We start from the raw sequence: 23,201 nt of genomic DNA, 5'->3' as shown, positions 1-23,201 counted from the left end.
CAGGAGTACGACCATGACCATGACCCGCGAACAGGCCGTCTGGTTCTCCGACGTGTTCGGCCGACTCGTCACGAACGTCGAGCGCGTCGTCTTCGGCAAGAGCCACGTGGTGAAACTGGCCTTCACGACGCTCCTGAGCGAGGGCCACCTGCTGCTCGAGGACTCCCCGGGCACGGGCAAGACCTCGTTGGCCCGCGCCATGGCGCAGACCGTGCAGGGAACGTCGAGCCGCATCCAATTCACCCCAGACCTCCTTCCCGGCGACGTCACCGGCATGAGCATCTACGACCAGAAGCAGGGCGTGTTCGAGTTCCACCGCGGCCCGATCTTCGCGTCGATCGTGCTCGCCGACGAGATCAACCGGGCGAGCCCCAAGACCCAGTCGGCGCTGCTCGAGGTCATGGAGGAGGGCAGGGTGACGGTCGACGGCGCGACGCACGGGGTGGGCAGGCCCTTCCTCGTCGTGGCGACGCAGAACCCCGTCGAGCAGGCGGGAACGTACAGGCTGCCCGAGGCGCAGCTCGACCGCTTCATGATGAAGGCCTCGCTCGGCTACCCCGACCGCTCGTCGACGATCGCGATCCTCGAGGGCGCGGCCACACGCACGCACGACAGCACGATTCCCGCCGTGGTCACGAGCGCCAGCATCGTCGAGATGGCCGATCTTGCGCGCACGGTTCACGTCGGACACGCGGTTCTCGACTACGTGGCCGACATCGTGGATGCGACGCGGAACGCGGTCGAGGTGCGTCTCGGCGCGAGCGTGCGCGGTGCCGTGGCACTCGTGCGCACCTCGAAGACGTGGGCCGCGGCCCACGGCCGGCATTTCGTGACGCCCGACGACGTGAAGACCCTCGCCGAGAACGTGCTCGCTCATCGGCTGGTGCTCGACCCCGAGGCGGAGTTCGACGGCGTGACCGCGTCGAGCATCATCGGTCAGATCCTGCTCGAGACCCCGCCGCCCACCGACAGGGCTAAGTCGGCTTGAGCGACGACGCGCGGCGTGCGAGTGCGACCGGGGCCGGCGGCGGCCCCGGTTCGCCGCAGCGCCCGCGAGAGGTGCGGGCCAGGCGCACGGCGTTCGGCCGCCGCACGGCCCGCCGGGCCCGGGCCCTGGCGGCATCCGGAACGACGGACGCCCGGGCCGAGCTGACCGGCCTGACCGGAACCCACGCCTATACGCGCACGCGCGCCGCATCCGCCATCGACGACGGCGGGGCACGCACGGGTGCCCGGATGCGCGCGGTCCGGATTGCGCGGGCGGCGCGGGCGGGCGTCCGACGCGCCTGGAGCTGGACCGCGGCGACCGTCACCGGACTCGGGCTGGCCATCGTCGGTGTCGTGGTCGTCGGCGCCGTGTTCGGCTATCTGCTCGGGTGGATGGAGCTCGTCGTGGCGGCGTTCACCGGTCTCGCGCTGCTGCTGCTCGGAACGCTCTTCCTCCTCGGCCGCAACTCCTATGACGTGGGTCTCTCGCTCGACCGCGATCGTGTTGTGGTCGGGGAGTCCGCACGCGCGACGCTCTCGGTGCGCAACCCCAGCCGGTTCCGCCTTCCCCCCGTCAAGAGCGAGGTTCCGGTCGGCAGCGGTCTGGCGGAGTTCTATCTCGGCGGCATCCGGCGGCAGGGACAGGTCAGCCGGGTCTTCGCCGTTCCCACGGCGCGGCGGGGCGTCGTGCGGGTCGGGCCGGTGCGAACCGTGAGGGCCGATCCGATCGGACTGCTCCGCCGCGAGTACGTCTGGACCTCGTACCTCGAGCTGTTCGTGCATCCGGCGACCGTGGCCATCCCGTCGACGAGCACGGGCCTCATCCGCGACCTCGAGGGAAACCCGACGCGCGACCTCACCGATTCCGACGTCTCGTTCCACGCCCTGCGCGAGTACGCTCCCGGCGACGACCGGCGGCACATCCACTGGAAGAGCACGGCGCGGACGGGCAGCCTCATGGTGCGGCAGTTCGAAGAGACGCGGCGCAGTCACCTGGTGATCGCCCTGTCGCGCTCGAGCGCCGACTACCACTCGGAGGAGGAGTTCGAGCTCGCCGTCAGCGTGGCGGGATCGATCGGGATCCGAGCGATCAGAGACGCCAGGGACGTGTCCGTGCTCGCCAGCGCCGAGACGCCCGAGTTCGCCCGGCGGGCCGCGACGACACCCCTGCGCCTGAGTTCGCTCAGCAGGACGCGCCTGCTCGACGACCTCGCGCGCGTCGAGCACAGCGCGCGAGCCATGGGACTCGTCGCGCTAGCCCGGGGCGGCGCGGAGTCGGTCTCCGGAGCATCGGTGGCCATCGTCGTCTGCGGATCCGAGGTGACGAGCGCACAGCTGCGCACCGCGTCGGCCGCGTTCCCCGCGGGGGTCGAGGTTCTGGCCGTGGTCTGCAACCCGGGGATCGTGCCGAGCCTGCGCCGCGTCGGAGAGTTGAGCGTTCTCACGGTGGGATACCTGACCGATGTGCAGAAGGCGCTGGCGAGGGCGGCATCGTGAGGGCGGCTCCCCGCATCGATCGACTCTCCGCAGCGATCGACACGACCTTCTTCGTGCTGCTGATGTGCATCGCGGCGGCGACGCTCTGGCCGATCTACGAGACTCCGCGACTCCTCGTTCTCGCCGGGGCGGCGCTCGTGCTCGGGGTCGCCGTCGCATGGGCCGGCGCGCTGCTGCGCTGGCCCGGGTACGCGGTCCTCGGCGCATCCATCGGGGTGTTCCTGGTCTTCGGTGTGGCCCTCGCGGTTCCCGGTCGAGCGATCTTCGGGGTGCTGCCGAGCTTCGACGGCATCCGCGACCTCGTGACGGGCAGCGCCCTGGGGTGGAAACAGCTCGTCACGGTCGACCTGCCCGTTGCGAGCTACCAGTCCCTGCTGGCTCCTGCCCTCGTGCTGATGCTCGGGGGGAGTGTGCTCGGCCTGTCGATCCTGCTGCGCACACGACGGGGCGAGATCGCCGTGGTGATCCCCGTCGTCGTGGCTGTCACGGGCATCGCCCTCGGCCCCGAGACGGCGTGGTTCCCCGTCGTCACGTCGATCGCCTTCCTCCTCGCGGCGATCGCCTGGATGACGTGGCGGGCCAGGCTCGCGAGGCGCCGGGCCATCGCGCTGCTGTCGGGCCAGACCGGGTCGGATGCCCGAACGCGTGAGGTCGAGCCGGAACGACGGGGGGCCGAGCGCCCCGTGATCGCGGCCGTGCTCGTTCTCGCGGTCGCCGTGGCCGCGGGCGTCGCCGGTGCCGCTGCCCTGGCTCCCCAGGGTCCGCGCGACGTGGTGCGAGCCGCCGTCGAGAGGCCGTTCGACCCGCGCGACTACGCGAGCCCGCTCAGCGGCTTCCGCTCCTACTTCAGCGCCGAGGCCGCGGGAGCGTCGCTCTTCGAGGTCGACGGGCTGCCCGACGGGGCGCGCATCCGGCTGGCGGCGCTCGACACCTACGACGGCGTGGTCTACAGCGTGGGCGACGACTCGTCGACGGGCGATTCGGGCTTCTTCGCCCGGGTTCCCTCGACGATCGACAGGGCCGACGAGGCAGGGTCGGCCGTCGCGGCGACGATCTCGGTGTCCGGCTACCGAGGGGTCTGGCTTCCCATCGTGGGAGACGCCGAGAGCGTCGAATTCGGCGGGCCCCGAGCGTCTCGGCTGGCAGACGAGTTCTTCTACAACCGCACCACGTCGACGGCCGCCGTGCTCGGCGGAGTGCAGGAGGGCGACACCTACACCGTCGATTCGATCGTGCCTCCTGCGCCCGACGACGACGAGCTGCTCGCGGCCACCCCGGGCGACGCGTCGGTTCCGCAGCCGAGCAACGTGCCGGATGCGGTCGCCGCCGCGGTCGCCGACGACACCGCCGGACTCGACCGACCCGGCGAGAAGCTGGCCGCCGTCGTCCAGGCGATCCGCGCATCCGGCTACATCAGCCACGGCACCGATGCCGACCGGCCCTACTCTCGATCGGGCCACGCGGCCGACCGAATCACCGAGCTTCTGACGGCCCCGCTCATGCTGGGCGACGCGGAGCAGTACGCCGCGACCGTCGCGCTCATGGCCGGCGAGCTGGGCTTCCCCGCCCGTGTCGTGATGGGTTTCGCGCCCCCGGCCGGGTCGACGACCGTGACCGGGGCCGATGTCTCGGCCTGGGTCGAGGTCGACCTCGCCGGCTACGGATGGGTCGCGCTCGAGCCGACGCCCGAAGACAGGCCGATTCCCGAACAGCTGCCGGATGCGACGCAGCAGGTGTCGAGGCCGCAGGTCGTCATCCCGCCGCCGCCCGCCGCCGACGACACTCCCGTGGAGCCGAACCGGCCAGAGGCCGACGAGAAGCAGGCAGACGATCCCGACGCGTTCTGGCCGGTCGTGCTCGGCATCGTGCGGATCGTGGCGATCGTCGGGCTCGTGCTCCTCGTCGTCTGCGCGCCGGTGATCGTCGTGGGGGTCGCGAAACTGGCTCGCCGGCGTCGGCGGCGGCGGCGATCGGATGCCGTCTCCCGCATCGCCGGAGGGTGGCAGGAGCTGGTCGACGCGGGCCTCGACTACGGCTACGACGTGCCGCCCGCGGCAACCAGGCTGGAGGCCGCGCGGGCAGTCGGCGTCGCGGGGCTCGACACGCTCGCGCGCCGAGCAGACACGGCCGTCTTCGCCGACGACCGCACAGACTTCACGGAGGCCGACCGCTACTGGTCGGATGTCGCGGCCGCCCGCGCCGTGTGGGCGAAGGACTTCTCGAGGTGGCAGCGCATCCGTGCCGCGGCCCGCGTGCGATCGCTCGCGTCGAACCGGCGCGCATCCGATGGCGGGGGAGTGCGTCGTGGCTGAGCCCGAGCTGCCCCCGTTCCCCGCGTCGTCGCCCGGCGGGCTGTGGCATGCGCGATCCGCGCGCATCCCGTTCGTCGAGCCGTGGCCCCGTTCGGAGGAGGAGCCCGAGCGCCCGAGCGCCCCGGCGTCGTATCTCCTCGACTTCAGCACAGGCCAGACGGTGACCGTCGCGGGCGCCGGCGTCATCGGGCGGATGCCCCAGGGCGTCCGTGGGGAGTCCGCGCTCCAGCTGGTGCGTGTCGACGACCCGGGCCGATCGGTGTCGAAGGTGCACGCCCGATTCGAGATCGACGGCGAGGGCCTCTGGCTAGAGGATCTGGGCTCGGGCAACGGCACGACCGTCGAGCAGAGCGGGCGGCCCGCCGTCGCTCTGGCGCCCGGGCAGAAGTATGTCGTGCAGCCGGGCGCGGTCGTACGCATCGGTCGGCAGTCGTTCACGGTGCGGTGACGGCTCGTGCGCCGCGCCTGCTGGCCAAGCACCTCCCCGACCGGCAGGATGGCCTTATGAGCACGAACAACGATCCCGATCGAGACCCGCAGCGTTCGAACGGCCACGAATCCGAGCCGCGCGAATCCGAGCCGCGCGAGTCCCGAGCAGAGCCGCAGGCCGACCCCGACACGGCATTCGTCGTCGCCGAGCCGTCGTCCGTCGAGCCGGGAACGCTCGAGCCCGTCGTCGTGCACACCGCGAACACCGAGAACGGCCCCCGCGAGTCGACCGGCTGGACCAGCCCTGCCGAGAACCGCGAGCCCGACGGTTCGAACCCCTACGTCGTCCGCACCACCGTTCCTCCCATGAACCCGCACACGACGGGCGCTCCGCTCGCTTCGCAGACCGAGGGTGCAGGCAGCCCTCCCGCGCCGACCGTGCCGGCCGGTCTTCCCGGCGGAGAGATCTACTCCGCGACGCCACCGCCCGCGTACACGGCGCAGCCCGCGCAGCCCGCCCGACGAGGCAACCGCGTCTTCGGCACCGTGATCGCCCTGCTCGGTACGGTCGCCTTCGCCGTGGTGTACGCCGCTGTGGCCTCGCTGTTCTTCGTCTTCAACCCGTCGGTCGACAACGCCGCCGCGACGCTCACCCGGTTCCTGGTCAACTTCGCGTTCATCGTTCCAGTCGTGTTCTTCGCGATCGCGTTCATCCTCCTCGTGCTGATTCTCAATCGCGCGGGCTGGTGGGCCTACATCCTCGGCGGGTTCGTCGTGGCGGCCATCGTCTATGCGGGCTCGATCGTGGGCGCGTACCTCGCGGTGCAGGGCTGGACCATGAGCTCGGGCGAGCTCGCCGAGTTCCTGCGGTCGCTCCTGATGGACCCCCTGCCCCTGGCCGCCGCTATCGTCGCCCGTGAGGTCTCGGTGTGGACCGGTGCCTGGGTCTCCTCACGCGGCCGCAAGGTCAAGGAGCGCAACCAGACGGCGAAGGCCGAGTACGACAGGGCTGTGGCCGAGGCCCCGGCCTCCGCGCCGCAGGGATCGCCGGCCTGGTAGCCGTCATGCCGGGCCCTGGCCTGCGATACGGCCGATCGGTCTTCGCGACGGCGCTGTTCGTGGCGCTCGTCGTGGCGGGCTGGGGATTCGTCAGCCTGCTGACCGAGACCGATGTGGTGGCCGATCGCGACATCGGCCCGATCGTCGTGCCCGTCTCGATCGGAGTGTGCGCACTCGCCGTCTTCGTCGCGCTCGCGGCGCCACGGTGGTCGACCATGACCACCAGGGGAGCGGGCGCGCTGCTGGGGGCATCGGCGGTGCTCGCCCTCGGGGCGGTGGCCGTGCAACTGGCCGTCCTCGGCATCCTGCAGTTCGTGGCCACGGGCAGCCCAGTCTCGCTGCTGCTGGCCTTCGCCGCGCAGGCGCCCACGCCCTACACGCTCGTCGTGGTGGGAGCCGCCTTCGTCTCGGCCATGGGACTGGGCCTCTTGGCGGCGGGCGGCGGCGGCGCATCCTGGCCGTGGGAGAAGGACTGAGTCCTCGATGTCAGACGCCAGCCTGCCCCCTGTGCCCTACGGTGCGTACGCCGTGCCGCCGGAGCAGCCGAAGCGGAGGTCGCGCACCGGGCTCATCGTGGGCATCTCCATAGCGGCTGCCGTCGTGGTTCTCGGCGGTGCCGGGCTCGCGGTCGCCGGCGCATCGATCTCCTCGTCGGTGGCGCCGGAGCGGCAGGTCGACGAGTTCCTGCAAGACCTCGTCGACGGCAGCGCGGAGGCCGCTCTCGCCGTGATGGGCGAGAAGCCGTCGGGGCTCCTCACCGACGACGCCTACACGTCGTCGGCCAACCACATCAGCGACTTCACCATCGGTAAACCCGAGACGACCGGAGACACATCGACGGTCACCGCGAAGATCACCCAGGGAGGAACGAGCTACACGCAGGAGTTCACGCTCTCGAAGAGCGGAAAGTCGTTCGTCGTCTTCGATACCTGGCAGCTCGAGCCCCTCTCGCTCGGAGTCGTCGACGTGCAGGTGCAGGGGCCGGCGGGCCTGTCGGTCGAGGTCGACGGCATTGCGCTCGACGAGTCAGTCGGCACGACCCTGCGCGCCTTCCCCGGCGACTACGAGGTCTCGGTCGTCGGCGGCGACGAGCTGTTCGATGCGGTGCCCGCCACGGCCAGCGTCGTCGGGCTGTCCGACAGCGCGGCGGGGAGCCTCGCGACGGCGGCGGTCACGACGGCGCTCACCGAGGCGGGCATCGCCGCGGCGCAGTCCGCAGTCGATGCCTATGTCGACGGATGCGTGGCCCAGCAGAGCCTGAAGCCCGACAACTGCGGGTTCGAGGCACGGGCGCAGGACGGCGTGACGTACTCCAACATCCGCTGGACACTGACGGTGCGTCCCACGTATTCGATCGGCGGATGGGCCCGGAACGGCTGGTCCGTCACCACGGCGACGGGCGGCACGCTCGACGTCGTCGCAGACTCGGTCGACGGTGCCGGCCGCTCCGGGCCATCGGGCACGACCATCTCCAATTATCGGCCGGTCGGCACCGTGTCGGCCGTCGACGGCGCCGTCGAGTTCACGTCGTCGGTGCTGCCGTTCTGAGCGGTGGCGCTCGCTTGACCGAAGGGCATGGTTGGGGCTAATATTGCCCGGGTGTGTGCATTCTTGCATGCCCATATTTCGCCCCGAATTCGTTCGAGGCGAGACTCTTGCGCCAGACCAGTCTGAGGCAAGGCAAGGGCCGGTCCTCTCTGGGGCCAGCTCCCACGGCATACCCACCATCAAGAATCCGCATGCGTCCGCGTGTACGGACGGTGGGTCCACAGGAACATCGGAGTGAATCCCGCGAGCCGGGTGCCGCCGATTGCTACGCGAAAGCAAGCTGTCACCGTGCAGCAGAAAATAGGAGAAGTAGTGCCAACCATTCAGCAGCTGGTCCGCAAGGGCCGGACTCCGAAGGTCACCAAGACCAAGACACCGGCCCTGAAGGCCAACCCGCAGCAGCGCGGTGTCTGCACCCGCGTCTACACGACCACGCCCAAGAAGCCCAACTCGGCTCTCCGCAAGGTCGCCCGTGTCAAGCTGTCGAACGGCACCGAGGTCACCGCGTACATCCCCGGCGAGGGCCACAACCTGCAGGAGCACTCGATGGTGCTCGTGCGCGGCGGTCGTGTCAAAGACCTGCCCGGTGTCCGCTACAAGATCGTCCGCGGCGCCCTGGACACCCAGGCCGTCAAGGGCCGCAAGCAAGCCCGTAGCCTCTACGGCGCGAAGAAGGACAAGAAGTAATGCCTCGTAAAGGACCAGCACCGAAGCGTCCCGTCATCGCGGACCCGGTCTACGGAGCCCCCATCGTCAGCCAGCTCGTCAACAAGATCCTTCTTGATGGCAAGAAGGGTCTCGCCGAGCGCATCGTCTACGACGCACTCGAAGGAGTCGCCGCCAAGAACGGCGCCGACGCCGTCGTGACCCTGAAGAAGGCGCTCGACAACGTGCGTCCCACCCTCGAGGTGCGTTCGCGCCGCGTCGGCGGATCGACCTACCAGGTCCCCGTCGAGGTCAAGCCCCACCGCGCCAACACCCTGGCCCTCCGCTGGCTCACGAGCTACGCGAAGAGCCGTCGCGAGAAGACCATGACCGAGCGTCTCACCAACGAGATCCTCGACGCATCGAACGGCCTGGGCGCCGCGGTCAAGCGCCGCGAAGACACGCACAAGATGGCCGAGTCGAACAAGGCATTCGCTCACTACCGCTGGTAGAAGCGTGTCGAGTCGTGCGGCTCGCACCTGCGGGCCGCACGACTCGATCCCTGCCTGACGTTCGACAAACCCCTTAGTAAACAACCGGAGGCAATCTGTGGCACAGGACGTGCTCACCGACCTGAACAAGGTCCGCAACATCGGCATCATGGCTCACATCGATGCCGGCAAGACCACCACCACCGAGCGCATCCTGTTCTACACGGGTATCACGCACAAGATCGGTGAAGTCCACGATGGCGCAGCCACCATGGACTGGATGGCGCAGGAGCAGGAGCGTGGAATCACCATCACGTCTGCTGCGACGACCTGTTTCTGGAACAAGAACCAGATCAACATCATCGACACCCCGGGTCACGTCGACTTCACGGTCGAGGTGGAGCGTTCGCTCCGCGTGCTCGACGGTGCCGTCGCCGTCTTCGACGGTAAAGAGGGCGTCGAGCCCCAGTCGGAGACCGTCTGGCGCCAGGCCGACAAGTACGACGTTCCGCGCATCTGCTTCGTCAACAAGATGGACAAGCTCGGAGCCGACTTCTACTACACCGTCGACACCATCATCAACCGCCTCGGAGCCAAGCCGCTGGTCATCCAGCTGCCCATCGGCGCCGAGTCGAGCTTCGAGGGTGTCGTCGACCTGGTCGAGATGCGCGCGCTCACCTGGCGCGGAGACTCCAAGGGTGACGTCGCCCTGGGCGCCAAGTACGAGATCGAAGAGATCCCGGCCGACCTCAAGGAGAAGGCTGACGAGTACCGCCAGCTGCTCCTCGAGACCGTCGCCGAGACCGACGACGCTCTGCTCGAGAAGTTCTTCTCGGGCGAAGAGCTCACCGTCGCCGAGATCAAGGGCGCCATCCGCAAGCTCACCGTCAGCAGCGAGATCTACCCGGTGCTCTGCGGCTCCGCCTTCAAGAACCGCGGCGTGCAGCCCATGCTCGACGCGGTCATCGACTACCTCCCCACCCCGCTCGACGTGCCCGCCACAGAGGCCCACGACGCGCGCGACGAGGAGAAGGTCGTTCTGCGTCACCCCGACTCCAGCGAGCCCTTCACCGCGCTCGCGTTCAAGGTCGCGGTGCACCCGTTCTTCGGTCGCCTCACGTACATCCGCGTCTACTCGGGCCAGCTCGAGTCGGGCGGACAGATCATGAACTCGACCAAGGGCAAGAAAGAGCGCATCGGCAAGATCTTCCAGATGCACGCGAACAAGGAGAACCCGGTCGACTCCGTCACCGCCGGTCACATCTACGCGGTCATCGGTCTGAAGGACACGACCACGGGAGACACGCTGAGCGACTCGCAGCACCAGGTCGTCCTCGAGTCGATGACGTTCCCCGACCCGGTCATCGAGGTCGCGATCGAGCCGAAGACGAAGGCCGACCAGGAGAAGCTGGGTGTCGCCATCCAGAAGCTCGCTGAAGAGGACCCGACCTTCCGCACCGAGCAGAACCAGGACACGGGCCAGACGGTCATCAAGGGAATGGGCGAGCTTCACCTCGACATCCTCGTCGACCGCATGAAGCGCGAGTTCAACGTCGAGGCCAACGTGGGCAAGCCCCAGGTCGCGTACCGCGAGACGATCCGTCGACTGGTGCCCAAGCACGACTACACCCACAAGAAGCAGACCGGTGGTTCGGGTCAGTTCGCCAAGGTGCAGATCTCGATCGAGCCGATGGAGGTGACCGCGGAGAAGAGCTACGAGTTCGAGAACAAGGTCACCGGTGGTCGCGTTCCGCGCGAGTACATCCCCTCGGTCGACGCTGGAATCCAGGATGCCCTGCAGGTCGGCGTTCTCGCCGGCTACCCCATGGTGGGTGTCAAGGCAGCCCTGCTCGATGGCCAGTTCCACGACGTCGACTCCTCGGAGATGGCGTTCAAGATCGCTGGTTCCATGGCGTTCAAGGAAGCCGCCCGCAAGGCGGACCCGGTCATCCTTGAGCCGTTGATGGCAGTCGAGGTGCGCACCCCTGAGGAATACATGGGTGACGTCATCGGCGACCTCAACTCGCGTCGTGGCCAGATCCAGTCCATGGAGGACGCGACCGGTATCAAGGTCATCCGTGCCCATGTGCCGCTTTCGGAGATGTTCGGATACATCGGTGACCTGAGGTCGAAGACCTCGGGCCGCGCGGTGTACTCGATGACCTTCGACAGCTACGCCGAGGTCCCCAAGGCTGTCGCCGAAGAGATCATCAACAAAAACAAGGGCGAATAGTCCTGTATCGTGTTCCGGTGCTCAATATTGTTGCGAGCACCGGAGCGCGTAACATCAATACACAAACACCCCCGCTCTTCACCCGGTAGTTTTCTGTCCGGATGCAGAGCAAGAGAGTCCTGAGGAGGACCCAGTGGCCAAGGCCAAGTTCGAGCGGACCAAGCCGCACGTAAACATCGGAACGATCGGTCACGTCGACCACGGAAAGACCACGCTGACTGCAGCGATCTCCAAGGTCCTTGCCGACAAGTTCCCGTCCAAGACCAACGTTCAGCGCGACTTCGCGTCGATCGACTCCGCTCCCGAAGAGCGCCAGCGCGGTATCACGATCAACATCTCGCACGTCGAGTACGAGACCGAGAAGCGTCACTACGCTCACGTCGACGCCCCGGGTCACGCTGACTACATCAAGAACATGATCACCGGTGCTGCCCAGATGGACGGCGCAATCCTCGTGGTCGCCGCCACCGACGGCCCGATGGCCCAGACCCGCGAGCACGTTCTGCTCGCCAAGCAGGTCGGCGTTCCCTACCTGCTGGTCGCGCTCAACAAGTCCGACATGGTCGACGACGAGGAGATCCTGGAGCTCGTCGAGCTCGAGGTTCGCGAGCTGCTCTCCAGCCAGGACTTCGATGGCGACAACGCTCCCGTCGTGCGCGTCTCCGGCCTCAAGGCCCTCGAGGGCGACGAGAAGTGGGTCGACTCGATCCTCGAGCTCATGCAGGCCGTTGACGACTCCATCCCGGAGCCCGTCCGCGACAAGGACAAGCCCTTCCTGATGCCCGTCGAGGACGTCTTCACGATCACCGGTCGTGGAACCGTCGTCACGGGTCGCGCCGAGCGCGGAACCCTTGCGATCAACTCCGAGGTCGAGATCGTCGGCATCCGCCCGACCGTCAAGACCACGGTCACGGGTATCGAGATGTTCCACAAGCAGCTCGACGAGGCATGGGCCGGCGAGAACTGTGGTCTGCTGCTTCGCGGCACCAAGCGTGAAGACGTCGAGCGCGGCCAGGTCATCGTCAAGCCGGGTTCGGTCACGCCGCACACCGGTTTCGACGGAACCGCCTACATCCTGTCCAAGGATGAGGGTGGCCGCCACAACCCCTTCTACACGAACTACCGCCCGCAGTTCTACTTCCGCACCACCGACGTGACCGGCGTCATCACCCTCCCCGAGGGCACTGAGATGGTCATGCCCGGCGACACGACTGACATCAGCGTCGAGCTGATCCAGCCCATCGCCATGGAAGAGGGCCTCGGCTTCGCGATCCGTGAGGGTGGCCGCACCGTCGGTGCCGGTACCGTCACGAAGATCACCAAGTAGTCGATTCTTCACCAGTAGCGCTCAGCAGGGCCTCACCTTCGGGTGGGGCCCTGCTGCCGTTTAACGCGCCTGTTCCCTGAGCCCCACCCCTCCCGTTCCCTGAGCCCCACCCCTCCCGTTCCCTGAGCCTGTCGAAGGGAGACAATAAAGCCATGCCTTTCGTGAAGTCGAACCCGCACGCACCCCCACGTTTCTTCGAGGCGGAGGCAGCAGGCCTGGGGTGGCTCGCGCAGGCGCAGCGCGACGGGGGAGCACGCATCGTGCGGGTGGAGTCCGTCGGGTCGCGGTCGATCGAGCTCGAACAGCTCGTTCCGGCCCGGCCGACACCGGATGCCGCGGCCGAGTTCGGGCGGGCGCTGGCCGTCACGCATCGCGCGGGTGCGGGAAGGTTCGGATCGCCACCGACCGGCTGGGACGGCCCGAAGTTCATCGGGTCGAGGCCCATGAGATGCCAACCGGAGGCATCGTGGGGCCGGTTCTATTCGCAGCAGCGGGTCAGGCCCTTTCTCGAGATCGCCGTCTCGGTCGGGTCGATCGCAGCCGGTGACGCCGACACCGTGCGGGCCGTCTGCGAGCTGCTGGAATCGGGCGCCGCGGATGACGGCGAACCCGCGCGGCGCATCCACGGCGACCTCTGGAACGGCAACGTGATCTTCACGGGCGACGGGGTCGTGCTCATCGATCCGGCCGCCCACGGCGGACACCGCGAGACCGACCTCGCCATGCTGGCGCTGTTCGGTGCGCCCCATCTCGAGGTGATCGTCGACGCCTACGACACCGCATTCCCTCTGCGGGCCGGGTGGCGCGATCGCGTCCCCCTGCACCAGCTGCACCCGCTCGCGGTGCACGCTGCGGGTCATGGCGCGTCATACGGGCGCGCCCTGGGCGACGCGGCGCGACACGCCCTCGACACCCTGCGCTGAAAAGAGCACAATGGGCGCAAGCCTCAGCTCACGAGGTCTGATCAAAGGAGAATCATGGGACTCGAAGACATCACGAAGAAAGCGCAGGAGTTCCTGGGCGACAACAAGGTGCAGGAGGCGCTCAAGAGCGAGCAGGCCGAAGACATCAGCGACAAGCTCCTCGACGGCGTCGCCGGCGCGGTCAACAAGGTGACCGGCGACAAGTTCGACGAGCAGGTCGAGGGCGCCCGGGCAGCTGCCGACAAGGCCGTCGGCACGGAGTAGCATCGCCCCTTCGACAGGCTCAGGGAACGGAGTCGTCCCCTGAGCCTGCCGAAGGGAACGTGACACTCGCGTCCGTGGGCCTGAACTGTCGCCACAATTGGGGCTGCGCTACACTCCTTGAGGCGCTCCGGCCATACCCGCACGAACCGCACCTTGAGGAATTCGATTGTCGCGTAAGACTGTCAGCGTTGTTGTTCCCAGCTTCAACGAGGAACGCAGCGTTCAATTGATGTACGACAGGCTCACCACGGTCTTTCGCGAAGAACTGCCCGCGTACGACTACGAGATCATCTTCGTCGACGACTTCTCGACCGATGGAACCCGCGCCGAGATCCGTCGTCTCGCGGCGGTGGACGTCAGGGTGAAGGCCGTCTTCAACGCACGTAATTTCGGTTTTCACCGCAACGTCTTCTCCGCGCTGACCTACGGCAGCGGAGATGCCACATTCATGCTCTTCGGAGACCTCCAGGACCCGCCGGAAAACCTCCCTCAGTTCGTCAAGGCCTGGGAGGCCGGAAGCCAGGTCGTGGTCGGGCAGCGTCGAAGCAGCGACGAGGGCTTCGTGATGACGATGCTGCGGCGGATCTACTACACCGTCATTCGGTGGACCGCAGAGACTGCCCAGATTCCGCGCTTCACGGGATACGGATTGTACGACCGCGCTTTTGTGCACATTCTCGAGCAGATCGGCGACGTGCAGCCCTTCTTCAAGACTGTCGTCGCGGAGTACGGACTCAACGTTGCGATCGTGCCCTACGACCAGGGCAAGAGCGTTCGGGGCAGATCGAACTTCAATTTCCTGAAGAACTACGATTTCGCCATGCAGGGCATCACGTCCTCGACAAAACTCCTGATGCGCTTCGCCACTCTCCTCGCGGCAGTCATCGCGCTCGTCTGTCTCGGGTTCGCCCTCTTCGTCTTCTTCAACAAGCTCTTCAACTGGGAGACCTACCCGGTAGGGGAGGCGTCCACGACCGTCGGCATCTTCTTCCTCGGAGCAGTGCAGCTCTTCTTCATCGGGGTCCTCGGCGAGTACATCCTGAGCATCAACGGCCGCATCACTGCGAAGCCGCGGGTGGTCGTCGGAGAGTGGGTCAACCTGGCCCCGGCCGCCGGCAGCGGCCCGAACCTCGGTCCCTCAGCCCGCGATCTGCCCGGAGACACGAACGAGAACGACGCTTGATGAAGAGGATCGGCGGCGCACGCGGCGGAGGAAACAGCACGGGCCGCATGCGCCGCCTGCTGTGGCAGTTCACGCGGTTCCTGATCGTCGGATTGATCTCCTTCACGGTGGACTACGGCGTGTTCGTTCTGCTGCTGAATGTGTTCGGCGTTCAGTACGTACTGGCGAGTACCGTCTCGTTCTGCCTCTCGCTGGTGCTCAACTATGTGCTCACGTTGAAGTTCGTGTTCGAGGCGAAGCCGGGACGAAGCCTCGCGAAAGAGTTCGCGGTCTATCTCGGGCTGAATATCGTCGCCCTGGGCCTCAACCAACTGATCCTCGTCGTGACGGTCAGTGCTTTCGGTGCATCACCTCTGATCGGCAAGCTCATCGCCACGGCGGTGGTGCTCGTCTACAACTTCATCTCTCGCAAGCTGCTCATCGAGCGAGACCATCGTCCGAGGGCGAACGGGCTCGCGAACGACGAGCTGGACACGGACAATACGGGCGGAACCTCACGATGACGACAAAGAACACGACCACGAACAAGCGTGCGTCTGCTGGCACGACGGCGGGGCGCTGGCTCGATCGCGGAGTCGCGAAGCTGGACGGCGCCTGGGCGTCAGTGGGTGATGCGGTCCTCGCGAGCAGCGTCGGCCGCTGGTTCAAGCGAGTGGAACGTCCGAACGCGCTGGACTGGGCCCTCCTCATCGCGATCAGCGCGGTCGCTCTGGTCACGTTCCTCTATGCGGACGCCAAGACGACCTTCGAGCACTCCTTCAATTTCCTCGACTCCGTTCTTGCCGGCCGACCGCAGGACTTCTACCAGATCGCCATCGAGAACTCGACGTTCGGTCATCCCGCGGTCTACGACGTTCCGATCTACGCGATATTCGCCCTCTGGAATCTTCCGACGTATGTGCTTCATCACCTCACAGGGTTCGACTACCTGAACTCGCTTCCGGCCGAACTGTGGCTGAAGCTGATGATCGTCATTTTCGCTCTCGCCGCCGCGCGGTTGATGGTGGCCATCGCCAAGACGCTCGGCATGACCGCGGCTCGGGCGAAGTGGGTCGCCTTCTACTTCCTGTCCTCCATGGGACTCTTCATTCCCGTGTTCGTCATCGTGCAGTACGACATCATCTCCATCACGTTGATGCTGGCCGGCCTCCTCGCGTATCTCCGAGGCAACACCCGCTCCTTCCTGCTGTGGTTCCTGGCGGCGAACACGCTGAAGCTCTTCGGGCTGTTCATCTTCATCCCCCTTGTGCTGCTGAGGGAGAAGAGGCTTCCTCGCGCCTTCGTGCAGATCCTGATCGGTGTCGCCGGACTCCTGCTGTGTCGATTGCTCTATCGCGGCAACCTGGCCTACGTGGTGTCGACGGCAGGGTTCAACGAGACCATGCTTGCTCGTCTCCGAACCGCGGGCTTCGATTGGCAGGCGAACCTGTCGGCTCCGCTCTTCGTCATCTTCCTGGTCGGGCTCGTCATCTTCGCCTATGCGAAACGAACCTCCAGCCAGCGCGAACTTCAGGCGTTTGCGCTGTACATCGCCTTCGCAGGTTTTCTCGTCTTCTGCGCGTTGGTGCCTCTCAACACCTATTGGATCGCCCTCGTGGCCCCGTTCGCGGTGCTGATCATCTTTGCGAACCCGCGGCACCTCACTCTGAATTCGCTCCTCGAAGTCAGCATCGGGGCCTCTCTGTTTGTGATCTATGCCCTGGTCGGATACTCGATCTACAACTCGTACCTGTTCACGGACCTCCTGTTCGGAAGGCTGGTGCCGGGAGCCGACCCGCAGCGTTTCGCCTCGCCCGCCGAGATCTTCAAGGCGCTGGGGGTGGACGACAACATCACGGCGTTCCTGGTGGGGTTCATGATCGCCTGCGTCATCGCTGTTCTGGTCATCAACTACCCACGCGCGTCATTCGTCGCGGGCATGCCCAACATCGAGCCGATCAAGCGGACTGTCGTCTGGGTGCGTCTTGCTGCGCCGGCCGCATTCTGTGCGCTGCTGTTCGCGGTGTACCTCATCCCGCCGCCGCCGACCGCATACTCGTCCGCGACAGACTCACCGACGCTCACCGACGTCAACATCCTGGCTCCCGGTTCGGCAGTCGAAGAGACGCTCACGTTCGCCGACACTCTGGACGTCGAGAAACTCCGGGTGGGGCTCGACGCGACGCAGGTGACCTGGATCGATTCGGCGATCGTGACGGTCGGCATCGTCGATCCGACAGGCGCCACCGTCTTCGAGGGTGAGATCGGAGCGAACGAAGTGGGCGCGGGGCCGGCCAACTTCTCGACTCCAGGACTCGTCTTGGAGAAGGACACGGCGTACACCGTGCGCATCGGCGGCCGGGACGGCGAGACGGAACCGATCAGGGTTCGCCTGAATCCCGCGCAGGACGAGTTCGTCACGACGGCCGACGGTCAGGTCATCCCCGGTGACATCATTCTCACCCTGGTCGGGTCCGCGCGCTGAAGTACCCGGCGTGAGGCACCGCCCGGGCATGGTCGGCTCGCCGGAGCCCTCTGTCAACCCCTTCCGCCGCATCTGACAGATCGGCTTCGCGCGCCCAGAATGATGGGATGGTCAGGCTGAGGCGAAGCAATTCCGCGGGCGCGGGCCTGCACCGTATCAAGGCCGGACGTGGGTTCTCGTACCGCAATGCCGACGGCACGGTCGTGGCCGACACGGAGCTGCGTGAGCGTATCGAGCGACTCGCCATCCCGCCGGCCTGGACCGACGTCTGGATCGCGCCCTACGCCAACGGTCATATCCAGGCCACCGGCATCGATGCGGCCGGCCGCCGGCAGTACATCTACCACCCGACATGGCGAGAGCAGAAGGACCGCATCAAGTTCGACCGCGCACTCGCGCTGGCCGAGTCGCTGCCCGCAGCCCGACGCGCGGTCACGATCGATCTCCGCTCCGGCGAACCCAGCCGCGAACGCGCGCTGGCCGCCGCATTCCGGATGCTCGACACCGGCTCGTTGCGGGTCGGCAGCGAGCGTTACGCGGAATCGAACGGCAGCCACGGCCTCTCCACCCTGTTGGGAGCGCACGCGCGGGTCAGCGGCGATACCGTGCACCTCGCGTTCCCGGCGAAGAGCGGCCAGGCGTGGGAGAGCGACATCCGGGATGCGGACCTCGCGACGGTGGTCGCCGCGCTCAAGCACCGGGGGCCGCGGGCCCGCCTGCTGGCCTGGCGTGCGGGTGCCGGCAACTGGCATCCGATCGCCGCCGACGAGATCAACGATTACGTGCGGGAAAAGACGGGCGGCCAGTTCACGGCGAAGGACTTCCGGACCCTGCACGGAACGGTCGCGGCGGCGGTAAGTCTGGCGAAGCACGGGCCCGAGCAGCGTGTCACCGCCCGCTCCCGGGCACTCGCGCAGGCGATGCGCGATGCAGCAGAGGTGCTCGGCAACACCCCGTCGATCGCGAAGAAGAGCTACGTCGATCCCCGGGTCGTCGACCACTATCAGGCGGGAACGACGATCGATCCCGGCCGGCTGGGCTCGGCCGAGTCGGAGCTCAGAGCACTCCTGTTCGAGTGAACCGTCGCGCCAGCGCATCCGCGGCCCGACGCGACACGCCCAACGCGACACGCCCGGGTTGCACGATGCCCCTCGGGTGTGGCAAACTCGTCTAGTTCAACATTTTCGCGCCGCTCTGCGTGCGCGAAATCACTGCCAGGCAGTGCACAGCTAGCCCACTGGGTCTCACGATCCGAGGTTGAGAGCTGGGCCGCGGGCAGCAGAACACACTTCAATCCTATTTCTCGGCGTGACGGGTTCGTCCTGTGCGCTGCGTGTGACGGGTTGGGTCCGCAAGGACATTGACAGAAGAACAGTGGTGCGACCGACTGCGGGCGTATCGAGCACGGGCCGCAAGGCTCGAGCAAGCAAGCGCGTCCAATGCTGCCTCCAGGCGGTAAGACGCAAGACAAGAGAGTGAGTCACACATGGCGGGACAGAAGATCCGCATTCGACTTAAGTCGTACGACCACGAGGTCATCGACTCCTCGGCGCGCAAGATCGTCGACACGGTGACCCGCGCGGGTGCGACCGTCGTCGGTCCGGTACCGCTGCCGACCGAGAAGAACGTGATCGCCGTGATCCGTTCGCCCCACAAGTACAAGGACAGCCGCGAGCACTTCGAAATGCGCACGCACAAGCGTCTGATCGACATCATCGATCCCACGCCCAAGGCCGTCGATTCGCTGATGCGTCTCGACCTGCCGGCAGACGTCAACATCGAGATCAAGCTCTAAGCGGGGGACTGAACACTATGTCTACGCCTACACAAGCAGCAGCCACCAAGACCAGCAAGGGTCTCCTCGGCAAGAAGCTCGGCATGACCCAGGTCTGGGATGAGAACAACCGTCTCATCCCCGTCACCGTCGTCGAGATCACCCCGAACGTGGTCACCCAGGTGCGCACCGTCGAGCGCGACGGCTACGTCGCCGTGCAGATCGCCGCCGGCCAGATCGACCCCCGCAAGGTGAACAAGCCTGCCACGGGTCACTTCGACGCCGCCGGTGTCACGCCCCGTCGTCACATCACCGAGATCCGCACCGCCGACGCGGCCGACTACACGGTGGGCCAGGAGCTCACCGTCGACGCCGTGTTCGAAGCCGGCAAGAAGGTCGACGTCGTCGGCACTTCCAAGGGCAAGGGTTTCGCCGGTGTCATGAAGCGTCACAACTTCCGAGGCGACAACGCCTCGCACGGTGCACACCGCAACCACCGCAAGCCCGGTTCCATCGGAGCCTCGTCGACCCCGTCGCGCGTCTTCAAGGGCATGCGCATGGCCGGTCGCATGGGTGGAGAGCGCGTCACCGTGCTCAACCTCGCCGTGCACTCCATCGACGCCGAGAAGAACGTCATCCTCATCAAGGGTGCCGTTCCCGGAGCTCGTGGCCGTCTCGTTTTCGTTCGTACCGCAGTGAAGGGGGCCTAGTTCATGGCTACCGCAACTACCACGGTTGACGTCGTCGACGTCACGGGCAAGAAGGCCGGCACCGTCGACCTTCCCGCCGAGCTGTTCGACGTCCAGACCAATGTCCCGCTGATCCACCAGGTCGTCGTCGCCCAGCTCGCCGCCGCCCGCCAGGGAACCCACAAGACCAAGCGTCGTGGCGAGGTTTCCGGTGCCGGTCGCAAGCCGTTCAAGCAGAAGGGAACCGGTCGCGCTCGTCAGGGCTCGATCCGCGCCCCTCAGATGACCGGTGGTGGCATCGTCCACGGACCGACCCCGCGCAGCTACGACCAGCGCACCCCCAAGAAGATGATCGCCGCTGCTCTGCTCGGTTCGCTGTCCGACCGCGCACGCGGTGGACGCGTTCACGTCGTCGAGTCGCTCGCCCAGGGCGACACCCCGTCGACCAAGGGTGTTCTCGAGCTGCTCAGCCAGGTCGCGACCTCGAAGCACGTTCTGATCGTGCTCGAGCGCGACGACGTGCTGAGCCTCAAGAGCGTTCGCAACATCCCGACCGTGCACGTGCTGCCGGCCGACCAGCTGAACGCTTACGACGTGCTCGTCTCCGACGACATCATCTTCACCAAGGCCTCGTTCGACGCATTCGTCGCGGCCAAGTCGAAGAACACTGCTCAGGAAGAGGTCTAGACATGAGCAACGCTGCATTCAACAAGGATCCGCGCGACATCATCCTGTCGCCGGTCGTCTCCGAGAAGAGCTACGGCCTGATCGACGAGGGCAAGTACACGTTCATCGTCGACCCCCGCTCGAACAAGACCGAGATCAAGCTCGCCATCGAGAAGATCTTCAAGGTCGAGGTCGCGTCGATCAACACGCTCAACCGTGTCGGCAAGACCCGTCGCACCAAGTTCGGCATCGGCAAGCGCAAAGACACGAAGCGCGCCATCGTCACGCTCAAGTCCGGCACCATCGACATCTTCACCGCTGTCGGCTAGGGCCAGAGGGATATAGAAATGGCTATTCGCAAGTACAAGCCCACCACCCCGGGTCGTCGCGGTTCGTCCGTCGCCGACTTCGCGGAGATCACCCGCTCCACCCCCGAGAAGTCGCTGCTGCGTCCCCTCTCGAAGACCGGTGGACGAAACAACGCAGGTCGCATCACGACGCGTCACATCGGTGGTGGCCACAAGCGCCAGTACCGCGTGATCGACTTCCGTCGTAACGACAAAGACGGCGTCAACGCGAAGGTCGCTCACATCGAGTACGACCCCAACCGCACCGCGCGCATCGCTCTGCTGCACTACCTCGACGGAACCAAGCGTTACATCCTGGCTCCGAACAAGCTGGCGCAGGGCGACATCGTCGAGTCGGGCGCTTCGGCCGACATCAAGCCGGGCAACAACCTGCCGCTCAAGAACATCCCCACGGGTACCGTCATCCACGCGATCGAGCTGAAGCCGGGCGGTGGCGCCAAGATGGCCCGCTCCGCCGGTGCCTCGGTTCGACTCGTCGCGAAAGACGGCCCCTACGCACAGCTTCGTCTTCCCAGCGGTGAGATCCGCAACGTCGACGCCCGCTGCCGCGCAACCATCGGCGAGGTCGGCAACGCCGAGCAGTCGAACATCAACTGGGGAAAGGCCGGCCGCATGCGCTGGAAGGGCGTTCGCCCGACCGTGCGTGGTGTCGCCATGAACCCGGTCGACCACCCGCACGGTGGTGGTGAGGGAAAGACCTCCGGTGGACGTCATCCTGTGAGCCCCTGGGGCCAGAAGGAAGGCCGCACCCGGCACATCAACAAGGAAAGCGACAAGCTCATCGTTCGTCGCCGTACCGTCGGCAAGAAGCGTAAGTAGGAGTTGTAGAAGATGCCACGCAGTCTCAAGAAGGGCCCCTTCGTTGACGACCACCTGTATCGCAAGGTTGTCACCCAGAACGAAGCCGGTTCCAAGAACGTCATCAAGACCTGGTCGCGCCGATCGATGATCATCCCGGCGTTCCTTGGCCACACGATCGCCGTCCACGACGGTCGTAAGCACATCCCGGTGTTCGTCACCGAAACCATGGTTGGGCACAAGCTCGGAGAGTTTGCTCCCACCCGCACCTTCCGTGGACACGTGAAGGACGACAAGAAGGGCCGTCGCCGCTAACGCGGTGGCGAAAGGAGGAGAGAAATGGTGGAGTCAATCGCACGCGTGCGACACATCCGCGTCACCCCCATGAAGGCTCGTCGCGTCGTCAACATGATCCGCGGCAAGCAGGCAGTCGAAGCACTGGCGATCCTGAAGTTCGCGCCGCAGGGTGCGTCCGACCCGGTCTACAAGCTCGTCGCGTCCGCCATGGCGAACGCTCGGGTCAAGGCCGACGCGTCGAACAGCTACCTCGACGAGCAGGACCTGTTCGTCTCGGCCGCGTTCGTCGATGAGGGAACCACCCTCAAGCGTTTCCAGCCCCGTGCACAGGGCCGCGCGTTCCAGATTCTGAAGCGCACGAGCCACATCACGATCGTGCTGAACACGCCCGACGAGGCAGCAGTGGCAACGGCCACGAAGAAGGCAGGTAAGAAGTAATGGGACAGAAAGTAAACCCGTACGGCTTCCGTCTCGGTATCACCACCGACCACGTGTCGCGTTGGTTCTCCGACTCGACGAAGCCTGGGCAGCGCTACGCGGACTTCGTTGCAGAAGACGTCAAGATCCGCAAGCTGCTCAGCACCTCGCTCGATCGTGCCGGCGTCGCCCGCATCGAGATCGAGCGCACCCGTGACCGTGTCCGCGTCGACATCCACACCGCCCGTCCGGGCATCGTGATCGGTCGTCGTGGAGCCGAGGCCGAGCGCATCCGCACCGACCTCGAGAAGCTCACGGGCAAGCAGATCCAGCTCAACATCCTCGAGGTCAAGAACCCCGAGGCCGAGGCCCAGCTCGTGGCACAGGGAATCGCGGAGCAGCTCACCGCTCGCGTCGCCTTCCGTCGTGCCATGCGCAAGGGAATGCAGGGCGCCCAGCGCACCGCATCGGTCAAGGGTGTTCGAATCCAGGTCTCCGGCCGTCTCGGCGGCGCCGAGATGAGCCGTTCGGAGTTCTACCGCGAGGGTCGCGTGCCGCTGCACACCCTTCGCGCGAACATCGACTACGGCTTCTACGAGGCCAAGACCACCTTCGGCCGCATCGGCGTGAAGGTCTGGATCTACAAGGGTGACATCACCAACAAGGAGCTTGCTCGCGAGCAGGCCAACCAGAAGTCGACGCGTCCCGACCGTCGTGACGACCGCCGCGATGGCGACCGTCCCCGTCGTGGTGCTGCCGGCACGAATTCAGGCGCTGGCGCCTCCGCCCCCAAGGCAGAGGCTCCCGTTGCAGCAGGAGTTGAGGCATAA

The 23,201-nt window shown here is 66.4% G+C and carries 25 protein-coding genes; all 25 read left to right on the top strand.

Annotated elements, in window-relative coordinates; all coding sequences use genetic code 11:
- The first annotated feature begins 13 nt into the window (after positions 1-13).
- The 25 genes from ASF06_RS06125 (at position 14) to rpsC (ending at position 23,201) form a co-directional block, all read left to right on the top strand.
- A complete protein-coding gene (locus ASF06_RS06125; RefSeq protein ID WP_055944705.1) occupies positions 14-988 on the top strand; it encodes an AAA family ATPase in 975 nt (324 codons plus the stop codon).
- Positions 985-2,484 (top strand): DUF58 domain-containing protein, encoded by a 1,500-nt coding sequence (locus ASF06_RS06120; RefSeq protein ID WP_157439096.1) that lies wholly within the window; start codon positions 985-987, stop codon positions 2,482-2,484. Before ASF06_RS06125 ends, ASF06_RS06120 begins: the two co-directional genes overlap by 4 nt.
- Positions 2,481-4,796, top strand: a complete 2,316-nt coding sequence (locus ASF06_RS06115) for a transglutaminase-like domain-containing protein (RefSeq protein WP_055944702.1) — start codon at positions 2,481-2,483, stop codon at positions 4,794-4,796. The genes ASF06_RS06120 and ASF06_RS06115 overlap by 4 nt, the downstream gene beginning before the upstream one ends.
- Positions 4,789-5,244, top strand: coding sequence for an FHA domain-containing protein (locus ASF06_RS19670; RefSeq protein ID WP_162237681.1), 456 nt, complete (start codon positions 4,789-4,791; stop codon positions 5,242-5,244). The genes ASF06_RS06115 and ASF06_RS19670 overlap by 8 nt, the downstream gene beginning before the upstream one ends.
- A gap of 56 nt (positions 5,245-5,300) precedes the next feature.
- Positions 5,301-6,284, top strand: a complete 984-nt coding sequence (locus ASF06_RS06105) for a hypothetical protein (protein WP_055944697.1) — start codon at positions 5,301-5,303, stop codon at positions 6,282-6,284.
- Positions 6,285-6,289: 5 nt separating this feature from the next.
- Positions 6,290-6,760, top strand: coding sequence for a hypothetical protein (locus ASF06_RS06100; RefSeq protein ID WP_055944694.1), 471 nt, complete (start codon positions 6,290-6,292; stop codon positions 6,758-6,760).
- A 7-nt stretch (positions 6,761-6,767) separates the two neighbouring features.
- Positions 6,768-7,832: a hypothetical protein gene (locus tag ASF06_RS06095; RefSeq protein ID WP_055944692.1), complete on the top strand. Its 1,065-nt coding sequence runs from the start codon at positions 6,768-6,770 to the stop codon at positions 7,830-7,832.
- Positions 7,833-8,144: 312 nt separating this feature from the next.
- Positions 8,145-8,519, top strand: coding sequence for a 30S ribosomal protein S12 (gene rpsL / locus ASF06_RS06090; protein WP_055927044.1), 375 nt, complete (start codon positions 8,145-8,147; stop codon positions 8,517-8,519).
- On the top strand, positions 8,519-8,989 hold the full coding sequence (gene rpsG, locus ASF06_RS06085; RefSeq protein WP_055927045.1) for a 30S ribosomal protein S7: 471 nt from the start codon (positions 8,519-8,521) through the stop codon (positions 8,987-8,989). Before rpsL ends, rpsG begins: the two co-directional genes overlap by 1 nt.
- 97 nt (positions 8,990-9,086) lie before the next feature.
- Positions 9,087-11,201 carry an elongation factor G gene (gene fusA, locus ASF06_RS06080; RefSeq protein ID WP_055944689.1) on the top strand — a complete coding sequence of 705 codons (2,115 nt, stop codon included), beginning with the start codon at positions 9,087-9,089 and terminating at the stop codon, positions 11,199-11,201.
- A 133-nt stretch (positions 11,202-11,334) separates the two neighbouring features.
- Complete coding sequence (gene tuf, locus ASF06_RS06075) at positions 11,335-12,528, top strand: elongation factor Tu (protein WP_055927050.1); 1,194 nt, start codon at positions 11,335-11,337, stop codon at positions 12,526-12,528.
- A gap of 152 nt (positions 12,529-12,680) precedes the next feature.
- Positions 12,681-13,451: a fructosamine kinase family protein gene (locus tag ASF06_RS06070; RefSeq protein ID WP_055944686.1), complete on the top strand. Its 771-nt coding sequence runs from the start codon at positions 12,681-12,683 to the stop codon at positions 13,449-13,451.
- Positions 13,452-13,505: 54 nt separating this feature from the next.
- A complete protein-coding gene (locus ASF06_RS06065; RefSeq protein ID WP_176141235.1) occupies positions 13,506-13,715 on the top strand; it encodes an Rv0909 family putative TA system antitoxin in 210 nt (69 codons plus the stop codon).
- Positions 13,716-13,881: 166 nt separating this feature from the next.
- Positions 13,882-14,898, top strand: a complete 1,017-nt coding sequence (locus ASF06_RS06060; RefSeq protein ID WP_055944683.1) for a glycosyltransferase family 2 protein — start codon at positions 13,882-13,884, stop codon at positions 14,896-14,898.
- Positions 14,898-15,401, top strand: coding sequence for a GtrA family protein (locus tag ASF06_RS06055; RefSeq protein WP_055944680.1), 504 nt, complete (start codon positions 14,898-14,900; stop codon positions 15,399-15,401). Before ASF06_RS06060 ends, ASF06_RS06055 begins: the two co-directional genes overlap by 1 nt.
- Positions 15,398-17,362, top strand: coding sequence for a hypothetical protein (locus tag ASF06_RS06050; protein ID WP_055944677.1), 1,965 nt, complete (start codon positions 15,398-15,400; stop codon positions 17,360-17,362). The genes ASF06_RS06055 and ASF06_RS06050 overlap by 4 nt, the downstream gene beginning before the upstream one ends.
- Before the next feature lie 107 nt (positions 17,363-17,469).
- Complete coding sequence (locus ASF06_RS06045; protein ID WP_055944673.1) at positions 17,470-18,441, top strand: DNA topoisomerase IB; 972 nt, start codon at positions 17,470-17,472, stop codon at positions 18,439-18,441.
- Positions 18,442-18,848: 407 nt separating this feature from the next.
- Complete coding sequence (gene rpsJ / locus ASF06_RS06040; RefSeq protein ID WP_018171443.1) at positions 18,849-19,157, top strand: 30S ribosomal protein S10; 309 nt, start codon at positions 18,849-18,851, stop codon at positions 19,155-19,157.
- A 17-nt stretch (positions 19,158-19,174) separates the two neighbouring features.
- Complete coding sequence (gene rplC, locus ASF06_RS06035) at positions 19,175-19,846, top strand: 50S ribosomal protein L3 (protein WP_055927070.1); 672 nt, start codon at positions 19,175-19,177, stop codon at positions 19,844-19,846.
- 3 nt (positions 19,847-19,849) lie between these two features.
- Positions 19,850-20,512 (top strand): 50S ribosomal protein L4, encoded by a 663-nt coding sequence (rplD, locus tag ASF06_RS06030; RefSeq protein ID WP_055927073.1) that lies wholly within the window; start codon positions 19,850-19,852, stop codon positions 20,510-20,512.
- 2 nt (positions 20,513-20,514) lie between these two features.
- Positions 20,515-20,820 (top strand): 50S ribosomal protein L23, encoded by a 306-nt coding sequence (rplW, locus tag ASF06_RS06025; protein WP_044440011.1) that lies wholly within the window; start codon positions 20,515-20,517, stop codon positions 20,818-20,820.
- An 18-nt stretch (positions 20,821-20,838) separates the two neighbouring features.
- Positions 20,839-21,678, top strand: coding sequence for a 50S ribosomal protein L2 (gene rplB, locus ASF06_RS06020; protein WP_044440013.1), 840 nt, complete (start codon positions 20,839-20,841; stop codon positions 21,676-21,678).
- A gap of 12 nt (positions 21,679-21,690) precedes the next feature.
- Positions 21,691-21,972: a 30S ribosomal protein S19 gene (gene rpsS / locus ASF06_RS06015; protein WP_044440015.1), complete on the top strand. Its 282-nt coding sequence runs from the start codon at positions 21,691-21,693 to the stop codon at positions 21,970-21,972.
- Positions 21,973-21,996: 24 nt separating this feature from the next.
- Entirely contained in the window at positions 21,997-22,392 is a 396-nt protein-coding gene (gene rplV, locus ASF06_RS06010) for a 50S ribosomal protein L22 (RefSeq protein ID WP_055927076.1), read from the top strand.
- Positions 22,392-23,201 (top strand): 30S ribosomal protein S3, encoded by an 810-nt coding sequence (rpsC, locus tag ASF06_RS06005; RefSeq protein WP_055927079.1) that lies wholly within the window; start codon positions 22,392-22,394, stop codon positions 23,199-23,201. Before rplV ends, rpsC begins: the two co-directional genes overlap by 1 nt.

The organism is Agreia sp. Leaf244 (assembly GCF_001422695.1).
In the GTDB taxonomy this organism is placed as follows: Bacteria; Actinomycetota; Actinomycetes; order Actinomycetales; family Microbacteriaceae; genus Agreia.
This window is presented reverse-complemented; position numbering and strand designations above follow the sequence as displayed.

Coding starts and splice junctions, on each gene's coding strand:
- rplV (WP_055927076.1), top strand. CDS start 21,997: ATGGTGGAGTCAATCGCACGCGTGCGACACATCCGCGTCACCCCCATG.
- rpsS (WP_044440015.1), top strand. CDS start 21,691: ATGCCACGCAGTCTCAAGAAGGGCCCCTTCGTTGACGACCACCTGTAT.
- ASF06_RS06125 (WP_055944705.1), top strand. CDS start 14: ATGACCATGACCCGCGAACAGGCCGTCTGGTTCTCCGACGTGTTCGGC.
- ASF06_RS06100 (WP_055944694.1), top strand. CDS start 6,290: ATGCCGGGCCCTGGCCTGCGATACGGCCGATCGGTCTTCGCGACGGCG.
- ASF06_RS06070 (WP_055944686.1), top strand. CDS start 12,681: ATGCCTTTCGTGAAGTCGAACCCGCACGCACCCCCACGTTTCTTCGAG.
- rplD (WP_055927073.1), top strand. CDS start 19,850: ATGGCTACCGCAACTACCACGGTTGACGTCGTCGACGTCACGGGCAAG.
- ASF06_RS06050 (WP_055944677.1), top strand. CDS start 15,398: ATGACGACAAAGAACACGACCACGAACAAGCGTGCGTCTGCTGGCACG.
- ASF06_RS06045 (WP_055944673.1), top strand. CDS start 17,470: ATGGTCAGGCTGAGGCGAAGCAATTCCGCGGGCGCGGGCCTGCACCGT.
- rplB (WP_044440013.1), top strand. CDS start 20,839: ATGGCTATTCGCAAGTACAAGCCCACCACCCCGGGTCGTCGCGGTTCG.
- rpsC (WP_055927079.1), top strand. CDS start 22,392: ATGGGACAGAAAGTAAACCCGTACGGCTTCCGTCTCGGTATCACCACC.
- rplW (WP_044440011.1), top strand. CDS start 20,515: ATGAGCAACGCTGCATTCAACAAGGATCCGCGCGACATCATCCTGTCG.
- ASF06_RS06095 (WP_055944692.1), top strand. CDS start 6,768: ATGTCAGACGCCAGCCTGCCCCCTGTGCCCTACGGTGCGTACGCCGTG.
- ASF06_RS06105 (WP_055944697.1), top strand. CDS start 5,301: ATGAGCACGAACAACGATCCCGATCGAGACCCGCAGCGTTCGAACGGC.
- rpsG (WP_055927045.1), top strand. CDS start 8,519: ATGCCTCGTAAAGGACCAGCACCGAAGCGTCCCGTCATCGCGGACCCG.
- ASF06_RS06055 (WP_055944680.1), top strand. CDS start 14,898: ATGAAGAGGATCGGCGGCGCACGCGGCGGAGGAAACAGCACGGGCCGC.
- rpsJ (WP_018171443.1), top strand. CDS start 18,849: ATGGCGGGACAGAAGATCCGCATTCGACTTAAGTCGTACGACCACGAG.
- rplC (WP_055927070.1), top strand. CDS start 19,175: ATGTCTACGCCTACACAAGCAGCAGCCACCAAGACCAGCAAGGGTCTC.
- ASF06_RS06065 (WP_176141235.1), top strand. CDS start 13,506: ATGGGACTCGAAGACATCACGAAGAAAGCGCAGGAGTTCCTGGGCGAC.